This window comes from Pseudomonas sp. OST1909 (assembly GCF_015277575.1).
GTDB lineage: Bacteria > Pseudomonadota > Gammaproteobacteria > Pseudomonadales > Pseudomonadaceae > Aquipseudomonas > Aquipseudomonas synxantha_A.
Map to the genome: position 1 here is coordinate 2,303,128 of NZ_CP063780.1, position 18,609 is coordinate 2,321,736.

The following is an 18,609-nucleotide window of genomic DNA, read 5'->3' on the forward strand; positions in this document are numbered from 1 at the left end:
GCAAGCCCCCTCCCACATTGGTTTCGCACCGCCTCAAATCTTCCTGCACTTTGGCCATCCCTCGCTACACTCGATCTACTACTAAGGTCGTCTGGAACCTCTTCCGCAGCCGCATACAGTGGATATGTTCCAAAATAATAAAAAAGCTGTGCTGCGAGGATAAAAACAATGAACGACAGCATTTACCTCTCGATTCAAAACAGCCCGCGTTTCAAGGAGCTGGTCAGGAAAAGGGAAAGGTTCGCCTGGATTCTCTCGGCGATCATGCTAGGGCTTTACTCCGCTTTCATCCTGTTGATTGCCTACGGGCCACAAATACTGGGGGCCAAGATCAGCCCCGGTTCCTCGATTACCTGGGGTATTCCCCTGGGCGTCGGGCTGATTGTGTCTGCCTTCATTCTTACCGGCATCTACGTACGCCGGGCCAACGGCGAATTTGACGACCTGAACAATGCGATTCTCAAGGAGGCTGCGCAATGATCCGGCGTCTATTGGCTATATTCGGCGCTTCGCTGTTTGCTCCGGCCGTCTGGGCGGCGGACGCATTGACCGGTGAAGTGCACAAGCAACCGCTGAACGTCTCGGCCATCGTGATGTTCGTCGCGTTTGTCGGCGCCACCCTGTGCATCACGTATTGGGCGTCCAAGCGCAACAAGTCGGCGGCTGACTACTATGCGGCAGGCGGCAAGATCACCGGTTTCCAGAATGGCCTGGCGATTGCCGGCGACTACATGTCGGCCGCGTCCTTCCTGGGGATTTCCGCGCTGGTGTTCACCTCCGGCTACGACGGCTTGATCTACTCGATCGGCTTTCTGGTGGGCTGGCCGATCATTCTGTTCCTGATCGCCGAGCGCCTGCGTAACCTGGGCAAATACACCTTTGCCGACGTGGCGTCCTATCGCCTGGGGCAAACCCAGATCCGCAGCCTGTCGGCCTGTGGCTCGCTGGTGGTGGTGGCGTTCTACCTGATCGCGCAGATGGTTGGCGCGGGCAAGTTGATCCAGCTGCTGTTTGGCCTGGACTACCATGTGGCGGTGATTCTGGTCGGCATCCTGATGTGCCTGTACGTGTTGTTCGGCGGCATGTTGGCGACCACCTGGGTGCAGATCATCAAGGCAGTGCTGCTGCTCTCCGGTGCCTCGTTCATGGCGCTGATGGTGATGAAGCACGTCAACTTCGACTTCAACACGCTGTTTGCCGAGGCGATCAAGGTTCACCCTAAAGGTGAAGCGATCATGAGCCCGGGTGGGCTGGTGAAAGACCCGATCTCGGCATTCTCCCTTGGCCTGGCCCTGATGTTCGGTACCGCCGGCCTGCCGCACATCCTGATGCGCTTCTTCACGGTGAGCGATGCCAAGGAAGCGCGTAAAAGCGTGCTGTATGCAACCGGCTTCATTGGTTACTTCTACATCCTGACGTTCATCATCGGCTTTGGCGCGATTTTGCTGGTCAGCACCAACCCGGCGTTCAAGGATGCAGCAGGCGCCTTGCTCGGCGGTAACAACATGGCGGCGGTGCACCTGGCTAATGCGGTGGGCGGCAGTATCTTCCTGGGCTTCATCTCGGCCGTGGCCTTCGCCACCATTCTTGCGGTGGTTGCCGGCTTGACCCTGGCCGGCGCTTCGGCGGTGTCCCATGACCTGTATGCCAGCGTGATCAAGAAGGGTAAGGCCAACGAGAAGGATGAAATTCGCGTATCGAAGATCACCACCATCGCCCTGGCGGTGTTGGCGATTGGCTTGGGCATCCTGTTCGAAAGCCAGAACATTGCGTTCATGGTCGGCCTGGCGTTCTCGATTGCCGCCAGCTGTAACTTCCCGGTGTTGCTGCTTTCCATGTACTGGAAAAATCTCACCACCCGTGGCGCCATGATCGGCGGCTGGCTGGGCTTGATCAGTGCCGTGGGCCTGATGATCCTCGGCCCGACCATCTGGGTCTCGATCCTGCACCATGAAAAAGCCATCTTCCCGTACGAATACCCGGCGCTGTTCTCGATGATCATTGCGTTCATCGGCATCTGGTTCTTCTCCATCACCGACAAATCGGCGGCGGCGGAGAAAGAGCGTGCGCTGTATTTCCCGCAGTTTGTGCGTTCGCAGACTGGCCTGGGGGCGAGCGGGGCGGTTAATCACTAAGTCGTCAGATGCATAAGAGATACCTCGGTCGCAAGGCCGGGGTATTTTTTTGCCTGGGTCTTTTGTGTTGCCTGGGCTGGCCTCATCGCGGGCAAGCCCGGCTCCCACAGGTTGACTGTGTGAACCCGATCGACTGTGGGAGCTGGCTTGCCTGCGATGGCGGTAGATCAGGCCACACAAACAAAAACGGCCTCCGCTAAGGGAGGCCGTTCTCATTGCAAGCAAGCCGTTAAGTGCTTACTTGCGATCTTCCAGCTTGGTAATGTCACGCGACTCGTAGCCGGTGTACAGCTGGCGTGGGCGGCCAATCTTGTACGGGCTGGAGAGCATTTCTTTCCAGTGGGAAATCCAGCCCACGGTCCGCGCCAGGGCGAAGATCACGGTGAACATGCTGGTTGGAATGCCGATCGCCTTGAGGATGATCCCCGAGTAGAAGTCGACGTTCGGGTACAGCGAGCGCTCGATGAAGTACGGGTCGGTCAGGGCGATCTCTTCCAGGCGCATGGCCAGTTCGAGTTGCGGATCGTTCTTGATGCCCAGTTCCTTCAACACTTCGTCGCAGGTCTGCTTCATCACGGTCGCGCGAGGGTCGCGGTTCTTGTAGACCCGGTGACCGAAGCCCATCAGCTTGAATGGATCGTTCTTGTCCTTGGCCTTGGCGATGAACGTGTCGATGTTGGATACATCCCCGATTTCATCGAGCATGGTCAATACGGCTTCGTTCGCACCGCCGTGGGCAGGGCCCCACAGTGCGGCGATGCCGGCGGCGATACAGGCAAACGGGTTGGCACCCGAAGAGCCGGCCAGGCGGACGGTAGAAGTGGAGGCGTTTTGCTCGTGGTCGGCGTGGAGGATGAAGATCCGGTCCATTGCCTTGGCCAGCACCGGGCTGATCGGTTTGATCTCGCACGGGGTGTTGAACATCATGTGCAGGAAGTTTTCCGCGTACGTCAGATCGTTGCGCGGGTACATCATGGGCTGGCCCATGGAGTACTTGTAAACCATTGCGGCCAGGGTCGGCATCTTGGCAACCAGGCGGATCGCGGAAATTTCGCGATGCTCGGCGTTATTGATGTCCAGGGAGTCGTGATAGAAGGCCGACAGGGCGCCGACCACGCCGCACATGACGGCCATTGGGTGGGCGTCGCGACGGAAGCCGTTGAAGAAGGTCTTCAACTGCTCGTGAACCATGGTGTGGTTCTTCACGGTGCTGACGAACTGGGCCTTTTGCTCGGCTGTTGGCAATTCGCCATTTAGCAGCAGGTAGCAGGTTTCCAGGTAGTCCGACTTTTCAGCCAGTTGTTCGATCGGGTAGCCGCGATGAAGCAGAATGCCATTATCACCATCGATATAGGTGATCTTCGACTCGCAGGAAGCGGTCGACATGAAGCCTGGGTCGAAAGTAAAACGGCCCGTGGCCGTCAGGCCCCGTACGTCGATAACATCGGGACCAACGGTGCCGGTTAAAATGGGCAGCTCGACGGGGGCTGCGCCCTCGATGATCAACTGCGCTTTTTTGTCAGCCATGTGGCCTCCTATTTATGCTTCAAATCATCAGACAGACCCCCCACGCAGGGCCCGCACCACTATATTGATATAAATCCAGATGTCAATTTGCCTAAAGTCTTGCGCCAGAAGGCTTTAACCGTACTTTTTCGTCGAAATTGACTGCCATTTACGCCTTTTATCCCGCCAGCGCAATCAGCTATTAGGGTGAGGTGTGCGCGTTGTCATTAGTAACCTAACTGTCTATACTCGGCCACCGACCGCCAAGGGCTTTTGGGCTTGCTTTCATTGGGGGTCGCACTCCCTGGGTGGTGCTTACCTGACCAGTCGCACTCCCCAACAACTTTGCCCTGATTGTTAGGGGCTCTTCAGTGTGAAAAAAAGCCGTGAATAGCCAACGACCTGTAAACCTAGACCTAAGGACCATCAAACTCCCCATCACCGGCGTTACGTCGTTCCTGCACCGTGTTTCCGGCATCATCCTGTTCCTGGGCTTGGGCATCATGCTTTATGCATTGAGCAAATCCCTGGGTTCCGAGGAAGGTTACGCCGAGGTGAAGGCATGCTTGACCAGCCCGCTGGCCAAGTTCGTAGCATGGGGCCTCCTGTCCTCTCTTCTGTATCACCTGGTAGCCGGTGTGCGCCATTTGATCATGGACATGGGCATCGGTGAGACGCTGGAAGGCGGCCGCCTGGGCTCGAAAATCATCATCGCCATTTCCGTGGTGCTGATCGTTCTGGCAGGAGTTTGGATATGGTAACCAGCGTAACGAATCTGTCGCGTTCGGGCCTCTATGACTGGATGGCACAGCGTGTGTCTGCGGTCGTTCTCGCGGCTTATTTCATTTTTCTGATCGGATACCTCGTCGCAAACCCGGGCATCGGCTATGAGCAGTGGCACGGGCTGTTTTCCCACAATGCGATGCGAATCTTCAGTCTGCTGGCCCTTGTAGCCCTGGGCGCACACGCCTGGGTCGGCATGTGGACCATCGCGACCGACTACCTGACGCCGATGGCGCTGGGCAAGTCCGCGACTGCAGTACGTTTCCTCTTCCAGGCAGTATGCGGCGTCGCGATGTTCGCTTACTTCGTCTGGGGTGTGCAGATTCTTTGGGGTATCTGATTCATGGCTAACATTCCAACTATTTCATTCGACGCCATCATTATTGGTGGCGGCGGTGCGGGCATGCGCGCTGCGCTGCAGCTGGCCCAGGGTGGTCACAAGACTGCCGTGATCACCAAGGTGTTCCCGACGCGCTCCCACACCGTATCGGCCCAGGGTGGCATCACCTGCGCCATCGCCTCCGCCGACCCGAACGATGACTGGCGCTGGCACATGTACGATACCGTCAAGGGTTCCGACTACATCGGTGACCAGGACGCTATCGAGTACATGTGTCAGGAAGGCCCGGCCGCAGTGTTCGAGCTGGACCACATGGGGCTGCCGTTCTCGCGTACCGAGCAGGGTCGTATCTACCAGCGTCCATTCGGCGGCCAGTCGAAGGATTACGGTAAAGGCGGGCAGGCTGCCCGTACTTGCGCTGCGTCCGACCGTACCGGTCACGCGCTGCTGCACACCCTTTATCAGGGCAACCTGAAAGCCGGTACCACGTTCCTGAACGAGTACTACGCTGTTGATCTGGTGAAGAACGGCAAGGGCGAGTTCGTCGGCGTGATCGCCATCTGCATCGAAACCGGTGAAACCACCTACATCCGCGCCAAGGCTACCGTGCTGGCGACTGGCGGTGCAGGCCGTATCTACGCCTCGACCACCAATGCCCTGATCAACACCGGTGACGGCGTCGGCATGGCACTGCGTGCTGGCGTACCGGTGCAAGACATCGAAATGTGGCAGTTCCACCCCACCGGCATCGCCGGCGCCGGTGTACTGGTCACCGAAGGTTGCCGTGGTGAAGGTGGTTACCTGATCAACAAGCATGGCGAGCGTTTCATGGAGCGTTATGCTCCGAACGCCAAAGACCTGGCTGGCCGTGACGTCGTGGCCCGTTCGATGGTTAAAGAGATCATCGCCGGTAACGGTTGTGGCCCGAATGGTGACCACGTACTGCTGAAACTCGATCACCTCGGTGAAGAAGTGCTGCACAGCCGCCTGCCAGGTATCTGCGAACTGTCCAAGACCTTTGCTCACGTTGATCCAGTGGTTGCTCCGGTTCCGGTTGTTCCGACCTGCCACTATATGATGGGCGGCGTACCGACCAACATTCACGGCCAGGCGATCACCCAGAATGCCGAAGGCGTGGACGAGATCATCCATGGTCTGTTCGCGGTAGGTGAAGTGGCTTGTGTATCGGTTCACGGTGCCAACCGCCTGGGCGGCAACTCGTTGCTCGACCTGGTAGTGTTCGGTCGCGCGGCCGGCCTGCACCTGGAAAAGGCGCTGACCGACGGCATCGAATACGATGACGCCACCGACGCCAATATCGAAGCGGCCCTGGCGCGCCTGAACGCTCTGAACGAGCGCACTGATGGCGAAGACGTGGCAACCCTGCGTCGCGAGCTGCAAAACTGCATGCAGAACTACTTCGGTGTGTTCCGTACCGGCGAATACATGCAGAAAGGTATCGCCCAGTTGGCTGACCTGCGCAAGCGTATCGCCAACGTCAAGATCAACGATAAGAGCCAGGCGTTCAACACCGCTCGTATCGAAGCCCTTGAGCTGCAAAACCTGCTGGAAGTGGCTGAAGCGACGGCGATCGCCGCCGAGGTTCGTAAAGAATCCCGTGGTGCTCACGCTCGTGAAGACTTTGAAGATCGCGATGACGAAAACTGGTTGTGCCACACCCTGTACTTCCCGGGTGACAAGCGCGTAACCAAGCGTGCCGTGAACTTCTCGCCGAAGACGGTGCCGACGTTTGAACCGAAGATTCGGACTTACTAAGGGTGGCTGCCATGTTGAAAGTCAGTGTTTATCGCTACAACCCTGATCAGGACGCTGCGCCGTTCATGCAGGAGTTCCAGGTCGATACCGGTGGTAAAGACCTGATGGTGCTGGATGTACTGGCACTGATCAAAGAGCAGGACGAAGGTTTCTCCTATCGTCGCTCTTGCCGTGAGGGTGTCTGCGGCTCCGACGGCATGAACATCAACGGCAAGAATGGCCTGGCGTGCATCACGCCGCTGTCTGCTGTTGTCAAAGGCAACAAGCTGATCGTTCGTCCTCTGCCAGGTTTGCCGGTTATCCGTGACCTGGTCGTCGATATGAGCATCTTCTACAAGCAATACGAGAAAGTTAAGCCGTTCTTGCAGAATGACACGCCGGCTCCGGCCATCGAGCGTCTGCAATCCCCGGAAGAGCGTGAAAAGCTCGATGGCTTGTACGAGTGCATCCTGTGCGCTTGCTGCTCGACTTCGTGCCCATCCTTCTGGTGGAACCCGGACAAGTTCCTGGGTCCAGCTGCCTTGCTGCAAGCCTACCGCTTCCTGGCAGACAGCCGTGATACCAAGACGTCCGAGCGCCTGGCTTCGCTGGATGACCCGTTCAGCGTATTCCGCTGCCGCGGGATCATGAACTGCGTCAACGTATGTCCCAAAGGCCTGAACCCGACTAAGGCCATTGGTCACATCCGTAACATGCTGCTGCACAGCGGCGTGTAACTGACGTTGTAGTAATAGCAGGACCGTTGTGCCCGTAAATGCTGCGGCGCAGGCTTCAACCGGCGCCGTAGTTTTAACTTGAGCAGCGACTTACAAAGCCGCGGCTCTTATTTTGAAGAAATGAGACAAGCAGGGGCATTCGGGTTGGTACCCGAACTATCAGCGTGATCCTAAGTGGCTTGTTTTGGTCGCTGCACTTGGCCTTTTGCAAGCAAACTCGGTGTTTTCGCCGGTGGTGTCCCCAAATCGAGGGTGACCAAGCATGCAAGAAAGCGTGATGCAGCGCATGTGGAACAGCGGCTATCTTTCAGGTGGTAACGCTGCCTATGTGGAAGAGCTTTATGAGCTCTACCTGCACGACCCTAACGCTGTGCCAGAAGAATGGCGCACCAAATTTCAGACGTTGTCTTCAGACGGCAACGCTGCCACCGATGTATCGCACGCAACAATTCGCGATCAGTTCGTGCTGCTGGCAAAGAACCAGCGCCGCGCCCAACCGGTTTCCGCCGGCAGCGTGAGCAGTGAGCACGAGAAGAAGCAAGTTGAAGTATTGCGACTGATCCAGGCCTACCGTATGCGTGGCCACCAGGCAGCCCAGCTTGACCCGCTGGGGCTGTGGCAGCGTCCTGCACCTGCAGACCTGTCGATCAATCATTACGGCTTGACCAATGCCGATCTTGATACGACCTTCCGTGCCGGCGACCTGTTCATCGGCAAAGAGGAAGCGAGCCTACGCGAAATTCACGAAGCGTTGCAGCAGACATATTGCCGCACCATCGGCGCTGAATTCACGCACATCACCGATTCCGAGCAGCGCCAGTGGTTCCAGCACCGCCTGGAAGGCGTGCGTGGCCGTCCGGTCTTGTCCGCCGATGTCCGCAGCCACTTGCTGGAGCGTGTGACCGCGGCCGAGGGCCTCGAGAAATACCTGGGTACCAAATACCCGGGCACCAAGCGTTTCGGCCTGGAAGGCGGCGAAAGCCTGATTCCGATGCTCGACGAGCTGATCCAGCGTTCCGGTTCCTACGGCACCAAGGAAATCGTGATCGGCATGGCTCACCGTGGTCGCCTGAACGTGTTGGTCAACACCTTCGGCAAGAACCCGCGCGAGCTGTTCGACGAGTTCGAAGGCAAGAAGAAGGTCGAGCTGGGTTCCGGTGACGTCAAATACCACCAGGGCTTCTCGTCCAACGTGATGACCACCGGCGGTGAAGTTCACCTGGCCATGGCGTTCAACCCATCCCACCTGGAAATCGTTTCGCCAGTGGTCGAGGGTTCGGTACGTGCGCGCCAGGATCGTCGTAACGATGCCACCGGTGAGAAGGTTCTGCCGATTTCCATCCACGGTGACGCGGCATTTGCCGGTCAAGGCGTGGTCCTGGAAACGTTCCAGATGTCGCAGACTCGCGGCTTCAAGACCGGCGGTACCGTTCACATCGTCATCAACAACCAGGTCGGCTTCACCATCAGCAACCCGTTGGACGCGCGCTCCACCGAGTACGCCACCGATGTTGCCAAGATGATCCAGGCGCCGATCCTCCATGTGAATGGCGATGATCCGGAAGCCGTGCTGTTCGTGACCCAACTGGCAGTCGACTACCGCATGCAGTTCAAGCGTGATGTGGTGATCGACCTGGTTTGCTACCGCCGTCGCGGTCACAACGAAGCGGACGAGCCAAGCGGCACCCAGCCGTTGATGTACCAGCAGATCACCAAGCAGCGCACCACCCGTGAGCTGTACGCCGAAAGCCTGACCAAGGCCGGCGTGGTTGACGATGCGCGTGTTCAGGCGAAAGTCGATGAATACCGCAACGCGCTGGACAATGGCCTGCATGTAGTGAAAAGCCTGGTCAAGGAGCCGAACAAAGAGCTGTTCGTTGACTGGCGTCCGTACCTGGGCCACACCTGGACTGCACGTCACGATACATCCTTCGATTTGAAGACGTTGCAGGAACTGTCCGCCAAGCTGCTGGAAATTCCCGAAGGCTTCGTCGTACAGCGCCAGGTGGCGAAGATCTACGAAGATCGTCAGAAGATGCAAGCCGGCGGCCTGCCGATCAACTGGGGTTACGCCGAAACCATGGCGTACGCGACCCTGGCGTTCGAAGGTCACCCGATCCGCATGACCGGCCAGGACATCGGCCGCGGTACGTTCTCGCACCGCCATGCTGTATTGCACAACCAGAAAGACGCGGGCACCTACATCCCGTTGCAGAACCTGTACGAAGGCCAGCCACGTTTCGACCTGTACGATTCGTTCCTGTCCGAAGAAGCTGTACTGGCGTTCGAATACGGCTACTCCACCACCACGCCGAATGCGCTGGTGATCTGGGAAGCCCAGTTCGGCGACTTCGCCAACGGTGCCCAGGTAGTGATCGACCAGTTCATCACCAGCGGCGAGCACAAGTGGGGCCGCCTGTGCGGTCTGACCATGCTGCTGCCGCACGGTTATGAAGGCCAGGGTCCGGAGCACTCCTCGGCCCGTCTGGAGCGTTACCTGCAATTGTGCGCCGAGCACAACATCCAGGTGTGCGTGCCGACCACCCCGGCGCAGATCTACCACTTGCTGCGTCGCCAGGTGATTCGCCCGCTGCGCAAGCCGCTGGTGGTGCTGACCCCGAAATCGCTGTTGCGTCACAAACTGGCCGTTTCGACCCTGGAAGATCTGGCCCAAGGTTCGTTCCAGACCGTGATTCCAGAGATCGATACACTGGACGCCGCCAAGGTCACTCGCCTGATCCTGTGCAGCGGCAAGGTCTATTACGATCTGTTGGAAAAACGCCGTGCCGAAGGCCGCGAAGACATCGCCATCGTGCGTATCGAGCAGCTTTACCCGTTCCCGGAAGATGACCTCATGGAGATCATCGCGCCTTACACCAACCTCACGAACGTGGTGTGGTGTCAGGAAGAACCGATGAACCAGGGCGCCTGGTACAGCAGCCAGCATCATCTGCGTCGCAGCATCGGCAACCACAACAAGGCCTTGGTCCTTGAGTACGCCGGTCGTGATGCTTCTGCTGCACCTGCGTGTGGCTATGCGTCGATGCACGCCGAGCAGCAGGAAAAACTGCTGCAAGATGCTTTCACTGTTTAACGCCTTCGCGCTGACTGAAACCGAATTTTAAGGACCTACAGATAATGGCTATCGAAATCAAAGCCCCGTCATTCCCGGAATCGGTTGCCGATGGCACCGTTGCCACCTGGCACAAGAAACCAGGCGAGGCCGTCAAGCGTGACGACCTGATCGTCGACATCGAGACCGACAAGGTCGTACTGGAAGTGTTGGCCGAAGCTGACGGCGTGCTGGGCGCGATCGTGGCTGAAGAGGGCGCTACCGTTCTGTCGAACCAGGTACTGGGTTCGATCGAAGAGGGCAGCGCTGCTGCAGCTCCTGCTCCTGCCGCCGCTGCTGCTGCACCGGCTGCTTCGGCGCCTGCCGCTGCACCGGCAGCCGGTGGCGAAGATCCAATCGCTGCACCGGCTGCGCGTCAATTGGCTGAAGAGAACGGCATCAACCTGGCTTCCATCAAGGGCACCGGCAAAGACGGCCGCGTGACCAAGGAAGACGTGGTTGCTGCGGTTGAAGCCAAGAAGAACGCTCCGGCTGCCGCGCCTGCCAAGGCTGCTGCTCCAGCGGCTGCTGCCCCTGTGTTCGCTGCCGGCGACCGTACCGAGAAGCGCGTACCGATGACTCGCGTGCGTGCCACCGTGGCCAAGCGCCTGGTTGAAGCGCAGTCGAACATGGCGATGCTGACCACGTTCAACGAAGTCGACATGACCGAAGTCATGGCCCTGCGCTCCAAGTACAAGGATCTGTTCGAGAAGTCCCACAACGGCGTGCGCCTGGGCTTCATGTCGTTCTTCGTGAAAGCGGCCACCGAAGCACTCAAGCGCTTCCCGGCAGTCAACGCTTCCATCGACGGCGGCGACATCGTTTACCACGGCTATGCAGATATCGGCGTTGCCGTGTCCAGCGACCGTGGCCTGGTGGTTCCAGTGCTGCGTAACGCCGAGCTGATGAGCCTGGCCGAAATCGAAGGCGGCATCGCCGGCTTCGGCAAGAAAGCCCGTGACGGCAAGCTGACCATCGACGAGATGACCGGCGGTACCTTCACCATCACTAACGGTGGTACCTTCGGTTCGATGATGTCGACGCCGATCGTCAACCCACCGCAAGCCGCGATCCTGGGCATGCACAACATTATCCAGCGTCCGATGGCCATCAACGGCCAGGTCGTGATCCGCCCAATGATGTACCTGGCATTGTCTTACGATCACCGCCTGATCGATGGTAAAGAAGCCGTGACGTTCCTGGTGACCATCAAGAACCTGCTGGAAGACCCGGCTCGCCTGCTCCTGGACATCTGATAGAAGCAGCTGCAAGTTGCGAGCTACAAGCTGTAGGAAAAAGCAGCTTGGCTTGCAGCTTGTGGCTAGAAGCTTGTCGCAAATAGAGGATCTATTTTCATGACACAGAAATTTGACGTTGTAGTGATTGGTGCAGGCCCTGGCGGCTATGTTGCCGCCATCAAGGCTGCGCAACTGGGCCTCTCGACTGCTTGCATCGAAAAGTACACCGACAAGGAAGGCAAACTGGCGCTGGGCGGTACCTGCCTGAACGTTGGTTGCATTCCTTCCAAGGCGCTGCTGGACAGCTCCTGGAAATTCCACGAAGCCCAAGACGGCTTCGCGATCCACGGCATCAACCATGCTGGCGTTACCATGGACGTGCCAGCAATGGTCGGCCGTAAAGCCAACATCGTCAAAGGCCTGACTTCCGGCGTTGCCACCTTGTTCAAGGCCAACGGTGTGACTTCCATTCAAGGCCACGGCAAGCTGCTGGCCGGCAAGAAAGTCGAAGTCACCAAGCCAGACGGTTCGGTTGAAGTCATCGAAGCCGAAAACGTGATCCTGGCACCTGGCTCGCGTCCAATCGACATTCCGCCTGCTCCAGTTGATAACAACGTGATCGTTGATTCGACCGGCGCCCTGGAATTCCAGGCTGTGCCTAAGCGTCTGGGCGTGATCGGCGCTGGCGTAATCGGTCTGGAACTGGGTTCGGTATGGTCCCGTCTGGGCGCTGAAGTCACCGTGCTGGAAGCCCTGGACACGTTCCTGCTGGCGGCCGACACTGCAGTCTCCAAAGAGGCGCTGAAAACCCTGACCAAACAAGGTCTGGACATCAAGCTTGGCGCCCGTGTTACCGGTTCCAAGGTCAACGGCGAAGAAGTCGTGGTGACCTACACCGATAAAGACGGCGAGCAGACCATCACCTTCGACAAGCTGATCGTTGCCGTTGGTCGTCGTCCAGTGACCAATGACCTGTTGGCTTCCGACAGCGGCGTGAACATCGACGAGCGTGGCTTCATCCACGTTGATGATCACTGCGCAACCACCGTACCGGGCGTATATGCGATCGGCGACGTGGTTCGTGGGATGATGTTGGCCCACAAGGCTTCCGAAGAAGGCATCATGGTCGTCGAGCGCATCAAGGGTCACAAGACCCAGATGAACTACGACCTGATCCCGTCGGTTATCTACACCCACCCGGAAATTGCATGGGTCGGCAAGAACGAACAGCAGTTGAAAGCTGAAGGCGTTGAAGTTAACGTCGGCACCTTCCCGTTCGCCGCTTCCGGCCGTGCCATGGCAGCCAACGACACCGGTGGTTTTGTCAAAGTCATCGCTGATGCCAAGACTGACCGCGTATTGGGCGTCCACGTGATTGGCCCAAGCGCTGCAGAACTGGTTCAGCAAGGCGCGATCGGTATGGAATTCGGCACCAGTGCCGAGGACCTGGGTATGATGGTCTTCTCCCATCCGACCCTGTCCGAAGCGTTGCACGAAGCAGCGTTGGCAGTGAATGGCGGTGCCATCCACATCGCCAACAAGAAGAAGCGCTAAGCGAGATAATAAGAAACCACGGCGGAGTTGCCCGTCGTGAGCCTTGCGCGCAAGACTCACCGCGGAATATCCGCTGGACGCAGCCTTGCGCAGCTTTACGGGCCATAAGCCCCGCAAGTTGCGCAAGCAGCAGTCACAGGTGGTGCGGCACTCATAATGAGCGCAGCGCCGAATGCGCAGTACCTAACGAAGACGGTAAAAAGCATGAATCTTCACGAGTATCAGGGTAAGCAGCTGTTCGCTGAATACGGCCTGCCAGTTTCCAAGGGCTACGCAGTAGACACCCCGGAAGCAGCAGCAGAAGCTTGCGACAAAATCGGTGGCAGCGAGTGGGTTGTCAAAGCCCAGGTCCACGCCGGTGGTCGCGGTAAAGCGGGCGGCGTTAAGCTGGTTCGCAGCAAAGAAGACGCCAAGGCCTTCGCACAGCAGTGGCTGGGCAAGCGTCTGGTGACTTACCAGACTGATGCCAATGGCCAGCCAGTCACCAAGATCCTGGTTGAATCGTGCACTGATATCGCTAAAGAGCTGTACCTGGGCGCTGTCGTTGACCGTTCGAGCCGTCGCATCGTGTTCATGGCTTCCACCGAAGGTGGCGTGGACATCGAGAAGATCGCTCACGAAACCCCAGAAAAAATTCTGAAGGCCACTATCGATCCACTGGTTGGCGCACAGCCATTCCAGGGTCGTGAACTGGCGTTCCAGCTGGGTCTGGAAGGCAAGCAAGTTGCCCAGTTCGCCAAGATCTTCGTAGGTCTGGCCAAACTGTTCCAGGATCACGATCTGGCCCTGCTGGAAGTGAACCCGCTGGTGATCAAGGCTGACGGCGACCTGCATTGCCTCGATGCCAAGATCAACATCGACGCCAACGCCATGTACCGTCAGCCCAAGCTGAAGACTTTCCACGATCCGTCGCAAGACGATCCGCGCGAAGCGCACGCTGCCAAGTTCGAACTGAACTACGTAGCCCTGGAAGGCAACATCGGCTGCATGGTCAACGGTGCCGGCCTGGCCATGGGTACCATGGACATCGTCAACCTGCATGGCGGCAAGCCAGCCAACTTCCTCGACGTAGGTGGTGGCGCTACCAAGGAACGCGTTACCGAAGCGTTCAAGATCATCCTGTCCGACTCCAACGTCGCAGCAGTGCTGGTCAACATCTTCGGCGGCATCGTTCGTTGCGACATGATTGCCGAAGGCATCATCGGTGCAGTGAAAGAAGTCGGCGTTAAAATCCCGGTTGTTGTTCGCCTTGAAGGTAACAACGCTGAACTGGGCGCTAAAGTACTGGCAGAAAGCGGTTTGAACATCATCGCGGCTACCAGCCTGACCGACGCTGCTCAACAAGTTGTCAAAGCTGCGGAGGGCAAGTAATGAGCGTCCTGATCAATAAAGACACCAAAGTTATCTGCCAGGGTATTACCGGTTCGCAAGGTAGTTTCCACACCCAGCAAGCCATTGAATACGGCACCCAGATGGTTGGTGGCGTAACTCCGGGCAAAGGCGGCACCGAGCACCTGGGCCTGCCAGTGTTCAACACCGTGAAAGAAGCGGTAGAAGCCACTGGCGCCACCGCCAGCGTGATCTACGTTCCAGCTCCTTTCTGCAAGGACTCGATCCTGGAAGCGGCATTCGGCGGCATCAAGCTGATCGTGTGCATCACCGAAGGCATTCCTACCCTGGACATGCTGGACGCTAAAGTTAAGTGCGACGAGCTGGGTGTAGTCCTGATCGGCCCTAACTGCCCAGGCGTGATCACTCCAGGCGAATGCAAGATCGGCATCATGCCAGGTCACATTCACTTGCCAGGCAAGGTCGGTATCGTTTCCCGTTCCGGCACCCTGACCTACGAAGCTGTGAAGCAGACCACTGACGCCGGTTTCGGTCAGTCGACTTGCGTCGGCATCGGCGGTGACCCGATCCCAGGCTCCAACTTCATCGACATCCTGAAGCTGTTCCAGGAAGACCCGAAAACCGAAGCGATCGTGATGATCGGTGAGATCGGCGGTTCGGCTGAAGAAGAAGCGGCTGCCTACATCAAGGCACACGTGACCAAGCCGGTTGTTTCCTACATCGCTGGTGTGACTGCCCCTGCGGGCAAGCGCATGGGCCATGCTGGCGCAATCATCTCTGGCGGCAAAGGCACTGCAGACGAGAAATTCGCTGCTCTGCAAGACGCAGGTGTGAAAACCGTGCGTTCGCTGGCAGACATCGGCAAGGCCCTGGCCGAGCTGACCGGTTGGGCTGTCAAGTAAGCCTCGCGCTTAGCTGACGCTTCACCACACAAAGGCCACCTTCGGGTGGCCTTTGTGCATTCTGAAATAGAGTGAGGATGTACTTGGTCCCGTGTGGGAGCTGGCTTGCCTGCGATGCAGGCACCTCGGTGCATCAGACACATCGAGTCGATGCCATCGCAGGCAAGCCAGCTCCCACAGGGGCCAGCATTGCCCAATTAAGTACGAAAACGCGACATTCAAATGTCGCTTATCGGACAGTTCGCCGCGCAACAGTGCGTTTGTCAGCCTGATTCTGTACTCTAGCCGCCTCTTTATGCGTCCGCATCCCAAAAGGAAGCTGCGCGCTAGACCGGTCGGTCCCCATAAGGGCCGGCAGCATTTCCCTCATCCATAGGGAAGCCCTCTCTAAATTCCGATTCAGTAGTGTGGTATTTCCTCAAATGAAAGTGTTGAAAAGCCAGGATATCCTGGCGCTGGGCTTTATGACTTTTGCCCTGTTCGTGGGCGCCGGCAACATCATCTTCCCGCCTATCGTGGGTTTGCAGTCCGGGCCACATGTCTGGATGGCCGCGCTTGGCTTTTTGATCACCGCGGTCGGTTTGCCGGTGGTCACCGTGATCGCCCTGGCCAAGGTCGGTGGTGGTATGGATGCATTGAGCAGCCCGATTGGCAAGGTCGCGGGTGGCCTGCTCGCGGCAGCCGCGTACCTGGCGGTGGGACCGCTGTTTGCCACCCCGCGTACGGCGACGGTGTCGTTCGAAGTGGGCCTGGCGCCGCTGACGGGTGAAAGCCCATTGGCGCTGTTCCTCTACAGCTCGGTGTATTTCCTGGTGGTGTTCTTCGTGTCCCTGTACCCGGGCCGCTTGCTGGACACCGTGGGTCGTTTTCTCGCGCCGCTGAAGATCATTGCCCTGGCCATCCTCGGTATCGCTGCGTTTGCGTTGCCGGCTGGTGAAGTGGGCGTCGCCACGCCGGAATACGTTGCTGCGCCGTTCTCCCAGGGTTTTATCAATGGTTACCTGACCATGGATACCCTGGGGGCGCTGGTGTTCGGCATCGTGATCGTCAACGCGATCCGTTCCCGTGGGGTCGAGTCACCCAAGCTGATCACCCGTTACGCAATCATTGCCGGGCTGATTGCCGGCGTGGGCCTGGCATTGGTTTACGTCAGTCTGTTCCGTCTGGGTTCGGGCAGCCATGCCGTGGCTGCCGGTGCCAGCAACGGCGCAGCCGTACTGCACGCTTATGTGCAACACACATTCGGCTCCCTGGGCAGCGGCTTCCTCGCCGTGCTGATCTCCCTGGCGTGCCTGGTCACTGCCGTCGGCCTGACCTGCGCCTGCGCCGAGTACTTCAGCAAAATCCTGCCGCTGTCCTACAAGACACTGGTGGTGATTCTGGCGTTGTTCTCGCTGTTCGTGTCCAACCTGGGCCTGACCAAACTGATCGCGTTCTCGATTCCGGTGCTTACAGCGATTTACCCGCCGTGCATCGTGCTGGTAGCCCTGAGTTTCTGCAAAGGCTTCTGGCAGGAACAGGGCCGTATCGTCGGCCCGGTGATGCTGGTGTCATTCATCTTTGGTTGCATTGACGCACTCAAGGGCGCGGGCCTGGCGGGTTGGATGCCTACACAGTTGGCAAACCTGCCGCTGAGCGAGCAAGGCCTGGCGTGGCTGGTGCCGTCAGTGATGACGCTGGTGGTGGCCGTGGTGATCGACCGTATGCTGGGCAAGCGTAGCGAAGCCGTCGCATAACCTGCGGTTTGTGCTGCACTGAAATGCCCCGTATCAAACGATACGGGGCATTTTTTTTGAGTCGATGGCAGTGTCTTTTTTTTGGGGATGGCGTCAAAAATCTCAAGTTGAAAACACCGGTCGGTGTGGGAGCTGGCTTGCCTGCGATGGCGGTACATCGGTTGGCGCGGTGGTGACTGCAAAGACGCTATCGCAGGCAAGCCAGCTCCCACATTTGGACCGTGTCGGCCCTATCATCCTGTGTACAAGGACCCGCATGTCGTTCGTCGAAACCAATCAAGTCCATCTGCTTGCCGCCCTCTGGTTCATCCTGTGCTGGGGTGGCTACACCCGTTATGCCACCTGGAAAGCCCGGGACACCGCGTGCCTGGCCAGCGTGTTGCACCTGTACCGCGAAGACTGGATGCGTCGCATGTTGTTGCGCGATAACCGCATCGCCGATGCCAGCGTGATCGGCAACCTGGAACGTAATGCCTCGTTCTTTGCCTCCAGCACCTTGATCATCCTTGCGGGTATTCTGACCGTGCTCGGTGCTTCCGAGCGGGCGGTGTCGTTGCTGGCAGACATTCCTATTGTGCAGCAGGCCTCCCAAGGCATGTCGGAGATCAAGTTGCTGTGCCTGGCCCTGGTATTTGTCTATGCGTTTTTTACTTTCAGCTGGTGCATGCGTCAGTACAACTTCGCTGCGGTGCTGGTGGGCTCGGCGCCGATGATTGGTGAGCGGCACGTGTCGGAGCAGGAGCGCAATGCATTTGCCTTGCGGGCGGCGCGGGTGATTTCGATGGCGGCCAACCAGTTCAACTTTGGCCTGCGTGCTTATTACTTCGGCATGACCATGCTGGCCTGGTTTGTCAGCCCCTGGTTGTTCATGTTGATGAGCAGCGGGGTGGTCTTGGTGCTTTATCGCCGCGAGTTTTACTCCGACGTCTTGCAGGTGATGGTGTATACCCCGACGAATATGCAAGCTTCGGATGCCGCAAAAGAGAGTGTTTCTTAAAGACCGGATAAAACAGCAGGCAAAGAAAAGCCCGCTTTATAAGCGGGCTATCTTTTGCAGCACTACAGGTTCACACCCGGCAATTACTGCTTGGCAGGTTCTGCAGGTGCGGCAGGTGCAGCTTCTTTTGCAGCTTCGGCGTTCGATTCAGCCTGAGCTTTGGCAGCTTCGGCGTTTTCTTTCGCAGCGTCGTTCACTTTATCCTGTGCTTTAGCCATGTCTTGCTGTGCTTGCTCAGAATGTGCAGCGGCATCCTGGGCTTTGTCTTCGGATTTCTTGTCGCAGGCAGCCAGACCGAGTGCAGCGGCCAGCATCATGGAAATAGCTAATGTCTTGCGCATGGGGTGTTTCTCCTTATTGAAGATATCTACTGGCCTTTCGAACCCAAGGGGCCAGCATTAGTTCCTTTTGTCCCACAGATATATAACGCTTTTCGCACAAAAACTTTTTTCGGCGATTTAGTC

15 protein-coding genes are annotated in these 18,609 nt (G+C 58.0%); 13 read left to right on the plus strand and 2 right to left on the minus strand.

What is annotated here, in order from left to right; genetic code table 11:
* Positions 1-168 precede the first annotated feature (168 nt).
* Entirely contained in the window at positions 169-480 is a 312-nt protein-coding gene (locus IH404_RS10165; protein ID WP_005786564.1) for a DUF485 domain-containing protein, read from the plus strand.
* Positions 477-2,135: a cation acetate symporter gene (locus IH404_RS10170; RefSeq protein ID WP_005786566.1), complete on the plus strand. Its 1,659-nt coding sequence runs from the start codon at positions 477-479 to the stop codon at positions 2,133-2,135. Before IH404_RS10165 ends, IH404_RS10170 begins: the two co-directional genes overlap by 4 nt.
* 237 nt (positions 2,136-2,372) lie before the next feature.
* Here IH404_RS10170 and gltA read toward each other — a convergent pair whose 3' ends face one another.
* Positions 2,373-3,662 carry a citrate synthase gene (gene gltA, locus IH404_RS10175; RefSeq protein ID WP_005786568.1) on the minus strand — a complete coding sequence of 430 codons (1,290 nt, stop codon included), beginning with the start codon at positions 3,660-3,662 and terminating at the stop codon, positions 2,373-2,375.
* A 365-nt stretch (positions 3,663-4,027) separates the two neighbouring features.
* On the opposite strand from gltA, the gene sdhC reads away from it, so the two are divergent.
* The 11 genes from sdhC (at position 4,028) to IH404_RS10230 (ending at position 18,145) form a co-directional block, all read left to right on the plus strand.
* Positions 4,028-4,402: a succinate dehydrogenase, cytochrome b556 subunit gene (gene sdhC / locus IH404_RS10180; protein ID WP_003190005.1), complete on the plus strand. Its 375-nt coding sequence runs from the start codon at positions 4,028-4,030 to the stop codon at positions 4,400-4,402.
* Positions 4,396-4,764 carry a succinate dehydrogenase, hydrophobic membrane anchor protein gene (gene sdhD, locus IH404_RS10185; protein ID WP_003172805.1) on the plus strand — a complete coding sequence of 123 codons (369 nt, stop codon included), beginning with the start codon at positions 4,396-4,398 and terminating at the stop codon, positions 4,762-4,764. Before sdhC ends, sdhD begins: the two co-directional genes overlap by 7 nt.
* A 3-nt stretch (positions 4,765-4,767) precedes the next feature.
* On the plus strand, positions 4,768-6,540 hold the full coding sequence (gene sdhA / locus IH404_RS10190) for a succinate dehydrogenase flavoprotein subunit (RefSeq protein ID WP_005786572.1): 1,773 nt from the start codon (positions 4,768-4,770) through the stop codon (positions 6,538-6,540).
* 11 nt (positions 6,541-6,551) lie between these two features.
* Entirely contained in the window at positions 6,552-7,256 is a 705-nt protein-coding gene (locus IH404_RS10195; protein ID WP_005786573.1) for a succinate dehydrogenase iron-sulfur subunit, read from the plus strand.
* 262 nt (positions 7,257-7,518) lie between these two features.
* Entirely contained in the window at positions 7,519-10,350 is a 2,832-nt protein-coding gene (locus IH404_RS10200; RefSeq protein WP_005786575.1) for a 2-oxoglutarate dehydrogenase E1 component, read from the plus strand.
* A gap of 44 nt (positions 10,351-10,394) precedes the next feature.
* A complete protein-coding gene (gene odhB / locus IH404_RS10205) occupies positions 10,395-11,624 on the plus strand; it encodes a 2-oxoglutarate dehydrogenase complex dihydrolipoyllysine-residue succinyltransferase (protein ID WP_032877091.1) in 1,230 nt (409 codons plus the stop codon).
* A 99-nt stretch (positions 11,625-11,723) separates the two neighbouring features.
* On the plus strand, positions 11,724-13,160 hold the full coding sequence (lpdA, locus tag IH404_RS10210; RefSeq protein ID WP_005786578.1) for a dihydrolipoyl dehydrogenase: 1,437 nt from the start codon (positions 11,724-11,726) through the stop codon (positions 13,158-13,160).
* Positions 13,161-13,364: 204 nt separating this feature from the next.
* The gene (sucC, locus tag IH404_RS10215; protein WP_003190011.1) at positions 13,365-14,531 is read left to right on the plus strand and encodes an ADP-forming succinate--CoA ligase subunit beta; all 1,167 of its coding nucleotides are present in this window, start codon (positions 13,365-13,367) and stop codon (positions 14,529-14,531) included.
* A complete protein-coding gene (gene sucD, locus IH404_RS10220) occupies positions 14,531-15,412 on the plus strand; it encodes a succinate--CoA ligase subunit alpha (RefSeq protein WP_003190013.1) in 882 nt (293 codons plus the stop codon). The genes sucC and sucD overlap by 1 nt, the downstream gene beginning before the upstream one ends.
* 422 nt (positions 15,413-15,834) lie before the next feature.
* Complete coding sequence (gene brnQ, locus IH404_RS10225; protein WP_122733753.1) at positions 15,835-17,148, plus strand: branched-chain amino acid transport system II carrier protein; 1,314 nt, start codon at positions 15,835-15,837, stop codon at positions 17,146-17,148.
* Positions 17,149-17,404: 256 nt separating this feature from the next.
* Complete coding sequence (locus IH404_RS10230; RefSeq protein WP_194440364.1) at positions 17,405-18,145, plus strand: DUF599 family protein; 741 nt, start codon at positions 17,405-17,407, stop codon at positions 18,143-18,145.
* 83 nt (positions 18,146-18,228) lie between these two features.
* On the opposite strand, the gene IH404_RS10235 is transcribed toward IH404_RS10230, so the two are convergent.
* On the minus strand, positions 18,229-18,486 hold the full coding sequence (locus IH404_RS10235) for a hypothetical protein (protein ID WP_005786587.1): 258 nt from the start codon (positions 18,484-18,486) through the stop codon (positions 18,229-18,231).
* Positions 18,487-18,609 lie beyond the last annotated feature (123 nt).